Annotated in this window: 13 protein-coding genes and 1 tRNA gene; 9 read left to right on the forward strand and 5 right to left on the reverse strand. The window is 72.3% G+C overall.

Features of this window, described 5'->3' with window-relative positions; translation table 11 throughout:
* The first annotated feature begins 31 nt into the window (after window positions 1-31).
* Both phoR and phoP read left to right on the forward strand, forming a co-directional pair.
* Window positions 32-1,339 carry a two-component system sensor histidine kinase PhoR gene (gene phoR / locus K7854_RS17780; protein ID WP_226027503.1) on the forward strand — a complete coding sequence of 436 codons (1,308 nt, stop codon included), beginning with the start codon at window positions 32-34 and terminating at the stop codon, window positions 1,337-1,339.
* 5 nt (window positions 1,340-1,344) lie between these two features.
* Window positions 1,345-2,016, forward strand: a complete 672-nt coding sequence (gene phoP / locus K7854_RS17785; protein ID WP_011029519.1) for a two-component system response regulator PhoP — start codon at window positions 1,345-1,347, stop codon at window positions 2,014-2,016.
* 94 nt (window positions 2,017-2,110) lie between these two features.
* Here phoP and K7854_RS17790 read toward each other — a convergent pair whose 3' ends face one another.
* Complete coding sequence (locus K7854_RS17790) at window positions 2,111-2,863, reverse strand: copper chaperone PCu(A)C domain-containing protein (protein ID WP_226027504.1); 753 nt, start codon at window positions 2,861-2,863, stop codon at window positions 2,111-2,113.
* Between the two features lie 645 nt (window positions 2,864-3,508).
* Here K7854_RS17790 and K7854_RS17795 point away from each other — a divergent pair.
* From K7854_RS17795 to K7854_RS17820, 6 genes are all read left to right on the forward strand, one after another.
* Window positions 3,509-3,991 carry a CarD family transcriptional regulator gene (locus K7854_RS17795; protein WP_003953493.1) on the forward strand — a complete coding sequence of 161 codons (483 nt, stop codon included), beginning with the start codon at window positions 3,509-3,511 and terminating at the stop codon, window positions 3,989-3,991.
* A 328-nt stretch (window positions 3,992-4,319) separates the two neighbouring features.
* The gene (ispD, locus tag K7854_RS17800; RefSeq protein WP_226027505.1) at window positions 4,320-5,096 is read left to right on the forward strand and encodes a 2-C-methyl-D-erythritol 4-phosphate cytidylyltransferase; all 777 of its coding nucleotides are present in this window, start codon (window positions 4,320-4,322) and stop codon (window positions 5,094-5,096) included.
* Window positions 5,086-5,589 (forward strand): 2-C-methyl-D-erythritol 2,4-cyclodiphosphate synthase, encoded by a 504-nt coding sequence (gene ispF, locus K7854_RS17805; protein WP_226027506.1) that lies wholly within the window; start codon window positions 5,086-5,088, stop codon window positions 5,587-5,589. The genes ispD and ispF overlap by 11 nt, the downstream gene beginning before the upstream one ends.
* Before the next feature lie 192 nt (window positions 5,590-5,781).
* On the forward strand, window positions 5,782-7,182 hold the full coding sequence (gene cysS, locus K7854_RS17810) for a cysteine--tRNA ligase (RefSeq protein ID WP_226027507.1): 1,401 nt from the start codon (window positions 5,782-5,784) through the stop codon (window positions 7,180-7,182).
* Between the two features lie 135 nt (window positions 7,183-7,317).
* Window positions 7,318-8,259: a 23S rRNA (guanosine(2251)-2'-O)-methyltransferase RlmB gene (gene rlmB, locus K7854_RS17815; protein WP_226027508.1), complete on the forward strand. Its 942-nt coding sequence runs from the start codon at window positions 7,318-7,320 to the stop codon at window positions 8,257-8,259.
* Window positions 8,260-8,376: 117 nt separating this feature from the next.
* Entirely contained in the window at window positions 8,377-10,095 is a 1,719-nt protein-coding gene (locus K7854_RS17820; RefSeq protein ID WP_226027509.1) for a DoxX family protein, read from the forward strand.
* Between the two features lie 96 nt (window positions 10,096-10,191).
* On the opposite strand, the gene K7854_RS17825 is transcribed toward K7854_RS17820, so the two are convergent.
* The 3 genes from K7854_RS17825 to msiK all read right to left on the reverse strand — a co-directional run bounded on the left by K7854_RS17825 (window position 10,192) and on the right by msiK (window position 12,857).
* Window positions 10,192-10,929 carry a nucleotidyltransferase family protein gene (locus K7854_RS17825; RefSeq protein ID WP_226027510.1) on the reverse strand — a complete coding sequence of 246 codons (738 nt, stop codon included), beginning with the start codon at window positions 10,927-10,929 and terminating at the stop codon, window positions 10,192-10,194.
* A 58-nt stretch (window positions 10,930-10,987) separates the two neighbouring features.
* Entirely contained in the window at window positions 10,988-11,434 is a 447-nt protein-coding gene (locus K7854_RS17830) for a hypothetical protein (protein ID WP_226027530.1), read from the reverse strand.
* A gap of 286 nt (window positions 11,435-11,720) precedes the next feature.
* A complete protein-coding gene (msiK, locus tag K7854_RS17835) occupies window positions 11,721-12,857 on the reverse strand; it encodes a diacetylchitobiose ABC transporter ATP-binding protein MsiK (RefSeq protein ID WP_226027511.1) in 1,137 nt (378 codons plus the stop codon).
* Window positions 12,858-13,076: 219 nt separating this feature from the next.
* Between msiK and K7854_RS17840 the strand changes: the two genes are divergently transcribed.
* Window positions 13,077-13,150: transfer RNA gene (locus tag K7854_RS17840), tRNA-Thr, on the forward strand.
* 69 nt (window positions 13,151-13,219) lie between these two features.
* Here the strand turns inward: K7854_RS17840 and K7854_RS17845 are convergent.
* A complete protein-coding gene (locus K7854_RS17845) occupies window positions 13,220-14,863 on the reverse strand; it encodes an alpha/beta hydrolase (RefSeq protein WP_226027512.1) in 1,644 nt (547 codons plus the stop codon).
* Window positions 14,864-14,969 lie beyond the last annotated feature (106 nt).

The following is a 14,969-nucleotide window of genomic DNA, read 5'->3' on the forward strand; positions in this document are numbered from 1 at the left end:
CCGGACGGTTCGCCGTGCCTAACCTGGAGACATGGACGTGAACGCGGCGGTCGCCGCAGTGGCGGCGATCGCCGGAGTACTCACCGGTGTCATCGCCGTGCTGGCGTTCCGCTGGAGCGAGCGGGAGCAGAAGCGCCCCACCCGCACCTCGCTCCACACCGACCCCGTGCTGCCGCCCGGCGTCGACACCGTCCTGTCCGTACTGCGCTCCTCCGCCGTCGTCCTCGACGAGGCCGACGCGGTGGTCAAGGCCAGCTCGGCGGCGTACGCCCTCGGCCTGGTCCGGGGCGGCAAGCTCGCCGTCGAGCCCATGCTGCAGATGGCCAGGGACACCCGGCGGGACGGCGAGATACGACAGGTCGAGCTGGACCTGCCCCGACGGGGGAACGGGCGGGGGGAGGCCCTAGCCGTGTCCGCACGCGTCGCGCCCCTCGGGTCGCGGCTGGTGCTGCTGCTGGTCGAGGACCTCACCGAGGCCCGCCGCATCGAGGCCGTACGGCGCGACTTCGTCGCCAACGTGAGCCACGAGCTGAAGACGCCGGTGGGCGCGCTGTCGCTGCTGTCCGAGGCCGTGATGGACGCCGCCGACGACCCGGAGGCCGTGGAGCGGTTCGCCGGGCGGATGCAGATCGAGGCGACCCGGCTCACCAACCTCGTCCAGGAGCTGATCGACCTCTCCCGGGTGCAGAACGACGACCCCCTCGACGACGCCGAGCCCGTCCGGGTGGACGAGCTGGTCGCCGAGGCCATCGACCGCTGCCGGCACGCGGCCGGCACCAAGCAGATCACCATGGCCGCCGGCGGCACGGCGGACCTGCACGTACGCGGCAACCGCGGCCAGCTCGCCGCCGCCCTCGGCAACCTCGTGGAGAACGCCGTCAACTACTCGCCGGCCCGCACCCGCGTCGGCATAGCCGCCCGCCGGGTCGCCGCCCCCGGCGGCGACCTGATCGAGATCGCCGTGACCGACCAGGGCATCGGCATCTCGGAGAAGGACAAGGAGCGCGTCTTCGAGCGCTTCTACCGCGTCGACCCGGCCCGCTCCCGGGCCACCGGAGGCACCGGTCTGGGTCTCGCGATCGTCAAGCACGTGGTCGCCTCGCACGGCGGGGAGGTCACGGTGTGGAGCGCCGAAGGCCAGGGCTCCACCTTCACCCTGCGACTGCCGGAGGCGGGCCCGGCCCGCGACCGCGCGCAGCAGCGGTCCGACCGCGCCGGACTCGACGACGAGACCGAGCGGCCGTCCTCATCCCCCCATGCATCTCCTGCATCTCCCGCATCTCCTGCATCCCACACATCCCCGTACGAATCTTTCCCCGCCCCGGAGGTCCTTCCGTGACCCGTGTGCTCGTCGTCGAGGACGAGGAGTCCTTCTCCGACGCCCTGTCGTACATGCTCCGCAAGGAGGGCTTCGAGGTCGCCATCGCGACCACCGGCCCCGACGGACTCGACGAGTTCGAGCGCAACGGCGCCGACCTCGTGCTCCTCGACCTGATGCTGCCCGGCCTGCCGGGCACCGAGGTCTGCCGCCAGCTGCGCGGCCGCTCCAACGTCCCCGTGATCATGGTGACGGCCAAGGACAGCGAGATCGACAAGGTCGTCGGGCTGGAGATAGGGGCCGACGACTACGTCACCAAGCCCTTCTCCTCCCGCGAGCTGGTCGCCCGCATCCGGGCCGTGCTGCGCCGGCGCGGCGAGCCGGAGGAGGTCGCCCCGGCCGCCCTGGAGGCCGGTCCCGTCCGGATGGACGTCGACCGGCACGTGGTGACCGTCGGCGGCACCAAGGTCGACCTGCCGCTGAAGGAGTTCGACCTGCTGGAGATGCTGCTGCGCAACGCCGGCCGGGTGCTGACCCGCATGCAGCTGATCGACCGGGTGTGGGGCGCCGACTACGTCGGTGACACCAAGACCCTCGACGTCCACGTCAAGCGGCTGCGCGCCAAGATCGAGCCCGACCCGGGCGCGCCGCGGTACCTGGTGACGGTGCGCGGGCTGGGGTACAAGTTCGAGCCGTAGGCCGGGCCGGTCCACCGGAACGACCGAAGGGCGGGGCCTCGTGGAGAGGTCCCGCCCTTCGGTCGTACGTGGGTGCGTCCGTACGGTACGGCGCTCAGTGGCCGGCTTCGGTGCCGGTGCCGGTGCCGGTGCCCGCGTCCGTGCCCGCGTCGGTGCCCGCGTCGGTGCCCGTGCCGGTTCCGTCCGTCTCGCCGGTGGACTCGCCCGTGCCGGTCCCGTTCGTCTCGCCGTCCGCCGGGGTGCCGGAGGACTCACCGTCGGACGGCTCGCCCGAAGTCTGCGCGGAGGCCTCCCCGGAGGGCTGCGCGGAGGCGCCCGGGGCCGCCGGGGTCTCGCTGGGGCCCCACTCGGAGAAGTAGCTCTCGGCGGGGACGACGAACGCGCGCAGGCTCACGGCGCCGGTCTCGCTGAAGGTGAAGGTGATCTTCTGCGCGTTGCCGTCCCGGATCGCCTCGCGGCTGCTGGGCAGGACGGCGGCGGCGTTGTCCTTGCCGCCGAGGACCAGGGAGCCGCCGGCCGGGACGGTCAGGTCGCCCTTCTCGCCCTTGGCGGGCTTCAGCTCGGCGGACTTGTCGGTTCCGGCCACGGTGACGGACTCGAGGGTCTGGTCCTTGTCGCCGCCGTTGAACAGGGTGGCGGAGACCACGGCCGGGCCGGTCGACTCCAGGTCGGGCTGGGTGATGACGACCGCGTTCTGGATCTTGATGTCGCCGACGGACGTCGCAGCGTTGTCCGGCTTGATCTCCAGCGTCTGGGCGTTGTGACCGGCGCCGCACGCGGCGAGCGAGGCGATCGAGAACGCGATGGCGGCGGCGGCGAGGGCACCGCGTCGAAGGCTGCTGCTCACGGCGGCGGCAACTCCTTGGACTCGAGCGGGGTGGCGGCTACGGATAAAGCCGCCCTAAGTGGCTGTCAGCGGCCTTAGGCTACCGAGCCGTTCTCGGGCCGCCGCACCCGACCCTCCCCCAAGACATCCCGCTTCGCCCGGCAGGCGGTAGGCCCGGACGGGGTACGGGTGCCGTCCCGGCGGGGTGCGGACGGGCCGTTTTGCCGCTCGTACTCGTCCGACATTCAGCTATGAAGCCCTCCGCCATACAGGTCGCTGATCGCTACGCGAAATTTCCGTGAAGGAATGCGCGGACGGCCGGGGAATTGATCACCGGTGGGGCGGACGGGGCGGCTCGTGATCAATTCCGGATTCGTCCGGAACCCCGTCACGGCCACCGAACGGAGTAGCGGAAGTCGCACGCGTGGAACCGGACATATCGGGATCTTCGGGCGGGTGGAGAGGGCTCCGGAGGTGTGTGACGTGCGTGTTTCGCCCGGCCTGGAGAGCCGCTCCGACCTGCGAATACTTTCTTCCGCCAGCCCGGCGCAGCACGTTCCGGTCGCTGTTGTCAAGCCCCGAGATATGCCCTGACCTGCGAAAACGCCATTCAGAAGACGCCGTTTCCGTGTTACCCTGGATAGCCACGGAAGGGGTACCTGTCACATGACGTTCAAGGTTGGCGACACCGTGGTCTATCCCCATCACGGGGCCGCGCTGATCGAGGCTATCGAAACTCGCCAGATCAAAGGCGTGGACAAGACCTACTTGGTGCTGAAGGTCGCCCAGGGCGACCTGACGGTACGTGTGCCAGCGGACAATGCGGAGTTCGTCGGCGTGCGTGATGTGGTCGGTCAGGACGGGCTGGACCGGGTCTTCGAAGTACTGCGCGCGCCGTACGCCGAGGAGCCCACGAACTGGTCGCGTCGTTACAAGGCAAACCTGGAGAAGCTCGCGTCCGGCGATGTCATCAAGGTCGCGGAAGTCGTGCGCGACCTGTGGCGCCGGGAGCGCGAGCGCGGACTCTCCGCAGGTGAGAAGCGCATGCTCGCCAAGGCACGGCAGATCCTGGTGAGCGAGCTGGCTCTCGCGGAGAACACCAACGAGGACAAGGCGGAGGCCCTGCTCGACGAGGTGCTCGCCTCCTGATCCGAAGGGATCCCTGATCCGACGGGATCCATGATCCGACCGGATCCGAGTTCAGCGCACTGAAATGCCGCGGTGCCCGATGACATCCTTGCTGTCGCCGGGCGCTGCGGCATGTTCGTACCCGGACGCGGTGTCCGGTTCCGGTATCCGGGCGTCCGGATGCCGGTGATCCTCGTACGCTCGTCCCGGGAGGTTTCCCCGGGTCCTGGCGTGCCGGGCCCGGGCTGCTGGCTCGACCAGGGTCACGGAAGGGTCCGGTCAAGGCATCGCGCCCGGCACGGTGAGGCCATACCCAACTAGGTCGAGCACACAAACCTGACAGGAACCGATGTCTGACGAATCGCGTCCCTCGCCCGCCGAGATGCCCACCGACACCCGTGCCAACACGCGCACCGCGGCCGTCATTCCGGCCGCCGGACGGGGCGTACGGCTCGGCCCGGGAGCCCCGAAGGCCCTGCGCGCGCTGGGCGGCACGCCGATGCTCATCCACGCGGTCCGGGCGATGGCCGCCTCCCGCGGGGTCTCCCTCGTCGTGGTCGTCGCCCCGCCCGACGGCGCGGCCGAGGTCAAGAGCCTCCTGGACGCGCACGCGCTGCCCGAGCGGACGGACTTCCTCGTGGTGCCCGGCGGCGAGACCCGGCAGGAGTCCGTACGGCTCGGCCTGGAGGCCCTGCCGCCCGAGTACGACATCGTCCTGGTGCACGACGCGGCCCGGCCGCTGGTGCCGGTGGACACGGTGGACGCGGTGATCGACGCCGTACGGGAGGGCGCGCCCGCCGTGGTGCCGGCGGTGCCGCTCGCCGACACCGTCAAGCAGGTCGAGCCGGCCGCGGCGCCGGGCGAGCCGGAGCCGGTGGTGGCCACGCCGGAGCGGGCGCGGCTGCGCGCGGTGCAGACGCCGCAGGGCTTCGACCGCGCGACGCTGGTGCGGGCCCACGAGACGGTGACCGACGACGTCACCGACGACGCGAGCATGGTCGAGCAGCTCGGGCTCGCGGTGGTGGTGGTGCCGGGGCACGAGGAGGCGTTCAAGGTGACGCGGCCGCTCGACCTGGTGCTGGCGGAGGCGGTACTGGCGCGCAGGAGGCTGAACGATGGGTTCTGAGACGGACGCGCAGGTGCTGCTGCCGCAGGTCGGGATCGGTACCGACATCCATGCCTTCGAGGACGGGCGGGAGCTGTGGTGCGCCGGGCTGAAGTGGGAGGGCGAGGGGCCCGGGCTCGCCGGGCACTCCGACGCCGACGTCGTCGCGCACGCGGCGTGCAACGCGCTGTTCTCCGCGGCGGGGCTCGGTGACCTCGGTCAGCACTTCGGCACCGGACGGCCGGAGTGGTCCGGGGCGTCCGGGGTGACGCTGCTGACGGAGGCGGCGCGGATCGTGCGGGCGGCGGGGTTCCGGATCGGGAACGTCGCGGTCCAGGTGGTCGGGGCGCGGCCGAAGATCGGCAAGCGGCGGGACGAGGCGCAGGCCGTGCTCTCCGCGGCGGTGGGGGCGCCGGTGTCCGTCTCGGGGGCGACGACGGACGGGCTGGGGTTCCCCGGGCGGGGGGAGGGGCTGATGGCGGTGGCCACGGCGTTGGTCGTGCGGGTGCCCTAGCCGGGCGGGGCGCAGTGTGAGAGGTGCCGCCGGGTGACGCGCCGTGCGGGGCTCCGCCCCGCGCCCCGCCAAGGGCTCCGCCCCTGGCCCCGGCCATGCCCACCCACCACCCGACTCGCGGGGACAAGAAGTCACCGCAACAACGGGGTGCGTGTGCCCTGGGCACTGCCCGGCGCCTACTACCCTGGACACGTGACTATTCGCCTGTACGACACCAGCGCCCGGCAGATCCGTGACTTCGCCCCCCTCACGCCGGGCTGCGTCTCGATCTACCTGTGCGGTGCCACCGTGCAGGCCGCCCCGCACATCGGGCACATCCGGTCGGGGCTGAACTTCGACATCATGCGCCGCTGGTTCACCTACCGCGGCTACGACGTCACGTTCATCCGCAACGTCACCGACATCGACGACAAGATCATCAAGAAGGCGGCCGAGCAGAACCGCCCCTGGTGGTCCATCGGGTACGAGAACGAGCGGGCGTTCAACGACGCCTACGCCGCCCTCGGCTGCCTGCCGCCCACCTACGAGCCGCGCGCCACCGGCCACATCACCGAGATGGTCGAGATGATGCGCGGCCTGATCGAGCGCGGCCACGCCTACGAGGCCGACGGCAACGTCTACTTCGACGTCCGGTCCCTGCCGGGCTACCTGTCGCTGTCCAACCAGGACCTCGACGACCTGCGCCAGCCCTCCGAGGACGGCGAGACCGGCAAGCGGGACCTGCGCGACTTCGCCATGTGGAAGGCGGCCAAGCCCGGGGAGCCGAGCTGGCCCACGCCGTGGGGGCGGGGGCGGCCGGGCTGGCACCTGGAGTGCTCCGCGATGGCGCACAAGTACCTGGGCAGCGAGTTCGACATCCACGGCGGCGGCATCGACCTGATCTTCCCGCACCACGAGAACGAGATCGCCCAGGCCCGCGGCTTCGGCGACGCCTTCGCCCGGTACTGGGTGCACAACGCCTGGGTCACCATGAGCGGCGAGAAGATGTCCAAGTCGCTCGGCAACAGCGTGCTGGTGAGCGAGATGGCCAAGAAGTGGCGGCCGGTCGTGCTGCGCTACTACCTGGGCACCCCGCACTACCGCTCCACCATCGAGTACAGCGAGGAGTCCCTGCGCGAGGCCGAGTCGGCGTACGCGCGGATCGAGGGCTTCGTGCAGCGGGTCACCGAGCTGGCCGGCCGTACGGTCGAGCCGGCCGCCGAGGTGCCGCCCGCCTTCGCCGCCGCGATGGACGACGACCTGGGCGTCCCGCAGGCCCTCGCGGTCGTGCACACCACGGTCCGGCAGGGCAACAGCGCGCTGGCCGCCGACGACAAGGACGCCGCCGTCGCCCGCCTCGCCGAGGTCCGCGCCATGCTCGGCGTGCTCGGCCTGGACCCGCTGGACGCGCAGTGGGCCGGGGAACAGGAGCAGGGCGAGGACCTGCGCCATGTCGTCGACAGCCTGGTCCGGCTCGTCCTCGACCAGCGCGAGGGCGCCCGGGCACGCAAGGACTGGGCCACCGCCGACGCCATCCGCGATCAGCTCGGACAGTCCGGACTGACCATCGAGGACAGCCCCCAGGGACCCCGCTGGACCCTCGGCTCCCGCTGATCCGACCGGGCGGCGGGGGACGAGCCCGTAGATCGATTGTGCCGCCCGGCCCTCCGGGCGGCACACTGCACAAGACGCACGTACGACGCACACTCCCGTAGAGACGCGAAGTCGCAGAGAGCGAGACAGGTACTCATGGCCGCGAACAACCGCCGCATGTCCGGCAAGAAGGGCGCGCAGGTCGGCAGCGGCGGCAAGCGACGCCGGGGCCTGGAGGGCAAGGGGCCGACGCCCCCCGCCGAGATGCGCAAGGGGCACGCCAAGCAGCGCGCCGCCAACGCCAAGGCGCGCCGCGCCGCGGGACGCCCGCAGCAGCGGCGCGGCGGCGGGCGGTCGACGTCCGAGCTGGTCGTCGGCCGCAACCCGGTCTGCGAGGCGCTGCGCGAGGGCGTGCCCGCCTCCACGCTCTACGTCCAGCAGTTCATCGACAACGACGAGCGGGTGCGCGAGGCGCTGCAGCTCGCCGCCGAGCGCGGTGGCATCAACCTCATGGAGGCGCCGCGCCCCGAGCTGGACCGGATGACCAACGGGCTCAACCACCAGGGGCTGGTGCTCCAGGTGCCGCCGTACGAGTACGCGCACCCCGAGGACCTGGTCGCCGCCGCCCACGACGAGGGTGCCGACCCGCTGATCGTCGCCCTGGACGGCGTGACCGACCCGCGCAACCTGGGCGCCGTCGTCCGCTCGGTCTCCGCCTTCGGCGGCCACGGCGTCGTCGTGCCCGAGCGGCGCGCGGCCGGCATGACGGCGGGCGCCTGGAAGACGTCCGCGGGGACCGCCGCCCGTACGCCGGTGGCCCGGGCCACCAACCTCACGCGGGCGCTGGAGTCGTACCAGAAGGCCGGGCTCACGGTCGTCGGCCTCGCCGCCGACGGGGAGGCCGAACTCGGCGACCTGGACGCCCTCGACGGCCCCGTGGTCATCGTCGTCGGCAGCGAGGGCAAGGGCCTGTCCCGCCTCGTCGGCGAGACCTGCGACTTCCGGGTGCGGATCCCGATGCCGGGCGGCGCGGAGTCGCTGAACGCGGGTGTGGCGGCCGGGATCGTGCTGTACGAGGCGGCGCGCCGGCGCTCCTGAACGGGTGTTCGCCGAATAGCTCAAACGGGGTGTTCGAGGCTGTCCGGACATGCTTGACGCGGTCCGGACAGATCGGGGCGGTCAAGGCAGTGTCCTAACGACACATCACTCGGTTAGATGAGTGTGGACACCAGAACACCCCGCACACCCACGGGGGACCGCTCGTCGGGATACGACGACGCTCCCGCGCTGAGCATGGTGAAGGTGCCGAGCGATCCGGCCCAGGTCATCGTCAACCACGCGAGTTTCCGCGTGCAGTTCGGTGCCTCCGCGCGGCGGACCCAGTCCCCGCGGATCGCGCGGCACCTGAGCGCCACCCAGGACACCGCCCGCATGCCCGCCGCCCCGGCCGCGGGCCGCCGCCGCGCCGTCGTGTGGAGCGGGCGGTCCGACCCGGACGACACCGGCGCGCACCGGCTGCTCCAGGCGGTGCGGGCGGGAGCCGGGCACCACGCCGACGACCCGGCCGCCGACCTCTCCGCCGACGCCGGGGCCACACAGGTCATCCCCCGGGTCGACCTCGACGACGGCCCCGCCACCCAGACGCTCGAAACCCCCCTCGTCGGCGCCCAGCGCGGCCCCGTCCCCGAGGGCACCCGGCTGCTGCCCGCGATGCGCACCGTGGGCAGCGCCTACGACGAGCCCGCGTACGGCGGGCCCGGCTACGACGGTGCCCCCTACGGCGAAGCCGCCTACGGCACCGAGGACTTCGCCGCCGGCTACGCCGACGACCCGGACCAGGACGAGCCGCGCGGCAGGCGCCGCACCGACGACCCGGCCCGCCACGCCTACTTCCCCGGCCGCCGGATGAACCTCGGCGTCGTCCTGCTGCCCCTGCGCGTCTTCCTCGGCTTCATCTCCATCTACGCCGGCATGGGCAAGCTCTGCGACCCCGTCTACTTCGACGGCGGCGAACGCGGCTCCATGGTCAAGTGGCTGAACACCCTGCACCCCTGGGACGTCGCCGAGCCGCTGCGCCAGTTCGCCCTGGCCCACCCGGTGGGCGCCGGGCTGGTCATCGCCTTCCTCCAGGTGCTGGTGGGCGTCCTCACCGTCCTCGGCTGCTGGCAGCGCGTGGCCGCCGTCATCGGCGCCGGACTGTCCGCCGCGCTCCTCGTCACCGTCAGCTGGAAGAGCGTCCCGGTCTACGACGCGCCCGACATCATCTACCTCGCCGCATGGTCCCCGCTGATCATCGCCGGGGCGCCCGTCTACTCCGTGGACGGCAGGCTCGCGGGCAGCGCCTGGCGCCGGCTCGGCCCCCGCTCCGACATCTGGGACCTGCGCCGCTACGTCCTGCGCCGCGGCGCCGTGATCACCTTCCTGGTCGCCGGTGTCACCCTCCTCGTCGGCTCGGTCCTCGGCGGTGCCGTCCGGGACGCCGACCGCGTGGTCGTCCCCGGGCCCGGCGAGGCCCCGCGCAACGAGCTGCCCGGCTCCCCGCTCCCGCAGGAGCCCGGCACCCGCGAGCCGGAGTCCTCGTCCCCGGAGGCCTCCGCATCCCCCACCCAGGGCGCCACCAGCGGCGCGTCCACCCCCTCCGAGGACGCGGCGACCGCTCCGGGCGCGACTCGCGACAGCAGCGGCACCTCCAGCGGCGGCGGTACGCCGAGCCAGACCCAGGGCACGACGGGCGGCCAGGCCCCGCCCCGGCAGTCGGCTCCGGGCGGCGGCCAGGCGCCGAGCACCACGGCGGGCCCGACCGCGGGCGGCACCTCGACCGGCGGCAGCGGCGGCAGCGGCGGCTCCAGCGGCTCCACCGGGAGCGGCGACGCCGACGGTTCCTCCTCCACCGGAGAGCCCGGCGGACGCCTGGTCGGCGGCCTCCTGGGCTAGCGGCGGCGCACCCCCCTCAGTACGCCAACAAGCAGCAGGGCCCCGCACATCGCGTGCGGGGCCCTGCTGCTCGGCGTACGCCTGCGTACGGGAGTCTCAGCGGCCGGACAGCGCCGCCAGCTCCCTGGCCGCCTCCGTCAGGTCCTTCGCGGTGTCGATCGCGCGCCAGTAGGAGCCCTGCGGGATCGGGAAACCGGCCAGCCGGCGCTCGCGGGCCAGCCGGGGGAAGGTGGTGCGCTCGTGGTCGCCGCGTTCCGGGAGCATCGCGGCGAACTCGGGCGAGAAGACGTACACGCCCGCGTTGATCTCGAAGGTCGACGGGGGCGCCTCGATGAAGTCGGTGATGTGGCCGAAGCCGTCCGTCTGCACGGCGCCCCACGGCAGCCGCGGGCGGGCCAGGGCGAGGGTCGCGACGGCGTCCCGCTCGGCGTGGAAGTCGGCCATGTCGCGCAGCGAGAAACGGGTCCAGATGTCGCCGTTGGTGGCGTACCAGGGCCGGTCCGGGTGGGGCAGGCGGGCGGCGGCGTACCTGAGGCCGCCGCCGCGGCCGAGCGGCTCGGTCTCCACGACGGTGGTGACGGACAGCGGCAGGTCGGCGCCCGCCAGCCACTTCTGCAGCACCTCGGCCAGATGACCGCAGGAGACCACGACGTCGGTGACGCCCTCCTCGGCGAGCCAGGCGAGCTGGTGGCCGATGATCGGAGTCCCGGTGCCCGGGATCTCGACCATCGGCTTGGGCCGGTCGTCGGTGTAGGGGCGCAGCCGGGAACCCTGCCCGCCGGCCAGGACGACGGCTTGAACGGGGCGGCGGGACGCGGCGTTCGGATCGGTCATGCCCGAACTGTACGCGGCGCCCCGCTCGCCCCCGAAGGGCGCCGAGCCCTGCCGGGTCCTAGCCGTGCGCGGCCAGGACGCCCGAGGCGAAGGCGGTGTCGCAGACGGGGCGGGCGTACGACTGGGCGCGCGTCGGGCCGTAGGCCTTCACCGCGGCGCGGCCGAGGGCGCGGGCGATGGTCGCGCAGTGGTCGGCCAGCGACGGGCGCTCGTTCACCGCCTGCTGGAGGTGGGTGAGGGCGACGCCCGGGTCCTCCTCCTGCAGCTCGGTCAGCAGCCGGTCGCGCAGCACCTCGTGCGGGGCGCGGGCGGAGGAGGCCTTGGCGGAGGAGGCCTCCGACGCGGCGAGCACCGAGTCCGAGGGATCCCCGGACCAGTTGACGCGGGTGACCGCGAGAGTCCCGGAGAGCACCAGGACGACGGGCAGGACGAAGGCGAGAGAGCGGCCGATCCGGCGGGCGGGGCCCCGGCCGCGTCGCGTCTGTCGGGTGGTGGAGTGCTTCACGGAGTGCTTCACGCGAGTGAGGGTAGCGCCCGGTAATGATTTGGCGACATTTAGTCACCCCTTCGGGGGATGAAGAGCGGCTCGCGGCGCGGTAGAGGATTGACGAACACCGGTCGAAACGTCCGTTGTGCCGGGGTATTTGTCGACAACGAAAAGGGCCCCGCAGCAGGCTGCGGGGCCCTTTTCGTCAACGCGGGTGAAATCACCCGGTCGCGTGGTTTCTCAGCGGGAGGTTTCGCGGGCGGCTCTCCCGCGACCGCGTGACCGCGCTCAGTCGCTCAGTCGCTCAGTCGCTGAGGCGCTCGCCCGTGGAGGACGAGAACACGTGCGTCTCGCCCGGACGCGGCACGACGTGGACGCTGGCGCCCTTCTCCGGGACCGCGCGGCTGCTGACGCGGACCACCAGGTCCTTCGTCTCGCCGCCGACCTCGACCGTGCCGTAGATGTAGCCGTCGGCGCCGGTCTCCTCCACGACGTTCACCGAGACCGCGAGACCGGCCGGGGCGTCCGCCGAGTCCTTCGACAGCGTCTTGGCGGCCCCGCCGTTCAGCTCGACCACGTCGAAGTGCTCCGGGCGGACACCGACGGTGACCGTGCGGTCGCCCTTGTCGGAGGCGGCCTTCAGGGCGTCGCGGCTGACCGGGACGACGCTGTTGCCGAACTTCACGCCGCCGTCGGTGATCGGGACCTCGACCAGGTTCATGGCCGGGGAGCCGATGAAGCCGGCGACGAAGAGGTTCGCGGGCTTGTCGTACATGTTCCGCGGGGTGTCGACCTGCTGGAGCAGACCGTCCTTGAGCACCGCCACCCGGTCGCCCATCGTCATGGCCTCGACCTGGTCGTGGGTGACGTAGACGGTGGTGATGCCCAGGCGGCGCTGGAGCGAGGCGATCTGCGTACGGGTGGAGACGCGGAGCTTGGCGTCCAGGTTGGACAGCGGCTCGTCCATGAGGAACACCTGCGGCTCACGCACGATCGCGCGGCCCATCGCCACACGCTGGCGCTGACCGCCGGAGAGCGCCTTCGGCTTGCGGTCCAGGTACTCGGTGAGGTCGAGGATCTTCGCGGCCTCCTCGACCTTCTGCCGGATCTCCGCCTTGTTGACGCCGGCGATCTTCAGGGCGAAGCCCATGTTGTCGGCGACCGACATGTGCGGGTACAGCGCGTAGTTCTGGAACACCATGGCGATGTCCCGGTCCTTCGGCGGCAGGTGCGTCACGTCGCGCTCACCGATGCGGATGGCGCCGCCGTTCACGTCCTCGAGCCCCGCGAGCATCCGGAGCGAGGTGGACTTGCCACAACCGGACGGGCCGACCAGGACGAGGAACTCGCCGTCCGCGATGTCGATGTCGAGACCGTCGACGGCGGGCTTCGTGGAACCCGGGTAGATCCGGGTCGCCTTGTCGAACGTAACAGTGGCCATGGTGAATGGGCCCCCTTCTACCGGCAGGAACGTGCCGGACGATCCGTTGTAGGAAGGTGGTGGTGTAGTCCACACGGGTGAAGCTGAGCAGGACGGTACCCGGCGTTCACCTGATCTGTCAGTAGCTGGGAGTCTGTGAATTCCGCCGAAACTTTCGAATCACATCGTTCACCGGCTCTGTGTACAGTGGAGCAGCCCGCGCGCGCCCGTCGCGCGCCTGCCTCCTTAGCTCAGCTGGTCAGAGCGCCGCTCTTGTAAAGCGAAGGTCGTCGGTTCGAATCCGACAGGGGGCTCCGCACCAAGCCGACGCCCCCGCGATCCACTGATCGCGGGGGCGTCGGCCGTGGTGCGTGTGCGGGGTGTTACTTGCCCTCCGGCAGGGGGTCTGCCTTGCAGGTCGTGCCGGGTTCGGGGAGGGTGCCGTTCAGCAGGTAGGCGTTGACGGCGTTCTGGACGCAGGTGTTGCCGCTGTCGTAGGCGCCGTGGCCCTCGCCCTCGTACGTCAGCTCGACGCCGACCTTCTCCCCGAGGCGCTCCGCCATGCGGGCGGCGCCCTCGTAGGGGGTGGCGGGGTCGCCGGTGTTGCCGACGAGCAGGACGGGGGGTGCGCCGGGGGCGCTGACCTCGGGGTGCCGGGCGGCGCCGGGGACGGGCCAGCCGTCGCAGGACAGGGTGCTCCAGGCGAGGCCGGGGCCGAAGAGGGGGGAGGCCTCCAGGAAGTCCGGCAGGCGGGACAGGACGTCGGCGACGGTGTAGCGGCTGCTGGAGTCGTCGCAGGTGATGGCCCTGAACGCGTCGTCCTCGTTGCTCTGCTCGTCGGAGTCGTCGGAGTCGTCGTCGGTGTCGCCGCCCCTGCCGTGCTGGCCCAGCGCTTCGGCGAGGTCGTGCAGGACCTCGCCGTTGTCGTCGGCCGCGGCCTCCAGGCCGACGCGGAGCGCGGGCCAGTAGTCCTGCCGGTAGAGCGCGCCGCTGATCGCGTCGACGAGGGCGTCGCCGTCGAGTTCGCCGCCGTCGGGGGTGGCCAGGGGGGTGTCGTCGAGGGCTTCTTCGAGGCCGACGGTCAGGTCGACGATGTCCTCGGCGTCGTCGCCGAGGGTGCAGCCCTGCCGGGCGCACCAGGCGGCGAAGTGCTCGAAGGCGAGCTGGAAGCCGCCGGCCTGGGCGAGGGCTTCCTCCATCAGGTCGTGGGTGGGGTCGACGACGCCGTCGAGTACCGCGCGGCCGACGTGCTCGGGGAACAAGTGGGCGTAGACGCCGCCGAGTTCGGTGCCGTAGGAGATGCCGAAGTAGTGGAGCCTGTCGTCGCCGAGCACCTGGCGCATCAGGTCCATGTCCCGGGCGGCCTGGGTGGTGCCCACGTAGGGCAGGACGTCGCCGGAGTTCTTCTTGCAGGCGGCGGCGGTCTCCCGGTTGAAGCGGACGAGGGCGTTGGTCTCGTCGCCGCCGTCGTCGGGGGTGTTGTCGATCTCCTCCTCGTCGGGCAGGCCGGCGTCCAGGCAGCGCACGCCGTTGCTGTTGCCGACGCCGCGCGGGTCGAAGCTGACGAGGTCGTAGCGGGTGCGGAGCTTCTCGTAGTCGGGGGCGAGACCGGGGAGGGTGGCGACGCCGGAGCCGCCGGGGCCGCCGAAGTTGAAGAGCAGGGAGCCGATCCGCTCGTCCGGGTCGCCGCTCGCGCGGGCGCGGATCAGCGCGAGGTCCATGGTCTTGCCGGAGGGGTTCTTCCAGTCCAACGGCGTGCGCAGGGTGGCGCACTGCCACCGGGTGCCGTCGGGGAGCGCGCCGGGGGCTTCGCCGCCGCCCTGGACGGGGGACGGGGCGGGGCAGTTGCGCCAGGACAGGGACTGGTTGCGGAGGCTGGTCAGGGCTTGTGCGTCGGTGGTGGCGCCGCCGGTGTCGCCGTGCCGGTCGCCGTCCTGGGCCGCGGGCGCGCAGGCCGTCAGGGAGGAGGCGAGCAGGATGGCCGTGGACAGCAGGACGGCGGTGGATATCGCTCGTGCTGTGGGCATGGCCTCAGCCTCCGGTGGCCCGGAGGGGGGCGCATGGTGTGGCGTCCGTTCGGGTGGGAGCCCGGGCCCCGCCGCTGCGGGACGGTGCGGCGGCGGGGCCCGGGGC

Origin of the sequence: Streptomyces hyderabadensis (assembly GCF_020404845.1) — a bacterium.
Taxonomy (GTDB): domain Bacteria; phylum Actinomycetota; class Actinomycetes; order Streptomycetales; family Streptomycetaceae; genus Streptomyces; species Streptomyces hyderabadensis.

Bases quoted from the DNA above. Each gene is read 5' to 3' on its own strand.
- K7854_RS17795 (WP_003953493.1), top strand. From the start codon at position 3,509: ATGACGTTCAAGGTTGGCGACACCGTGGTCTATCCCCATCACGGGGCC.
- phoR (WP_226027503.1), top strand. From the start codon at position 32: ATGGACGTGAACGCGGCGGTCGCCGCAGTGGCGGCGATCGCCGGAGTA.
- K7854_RS17820 (WP_226027509.1), top strand. From the start codon at position 8,377: ATGAGTGTGGACACCAGAACACCCCGCACACCCACGGGGGACCGCTCG.
- K7854_RS17845 (WP_226027512.1), bottom strand. From the start codon at position 14,863: ATGCCCACAGCACGAGCGATATCCACCGCCGTCCTGCTGTCCACGGCC.
- ispF (WP_226027506.1), top strand. From the start codon at position 5,086: ATGGGTTCTGAGACGGACGCGCAGGTGCTGCTGCCGCAGGTCGGGATC.
- rlmB (WP_226027508.1), top strand. From the start codon at position 7,318: ATGGCCGCGAACAACCGCCGCATGTCCGGCAAGAAGGGCGCGCAGGTC.
- msiK (WP_226027511.1), bottom strand. From the start codon at position 12,857: ATGGCCACTGTTACGTTCGACAAGGCGACCCGGATCTACCCGGGTTCC.
- K7854_RS17825 (WP_226027510.1), bottom strand. From the start codon at position 10,929: ATGACCGATCCGAACGCCGCGTCCCGCCGCCCCGTTCAAGCCGTCGTC.
- ispD (WP_226027505.1), top strand. From the start codon at position 4,320: ATGTCTGACGAATCGCGTCCCTCGCCCGCCGAGATGCCCACCGACACC.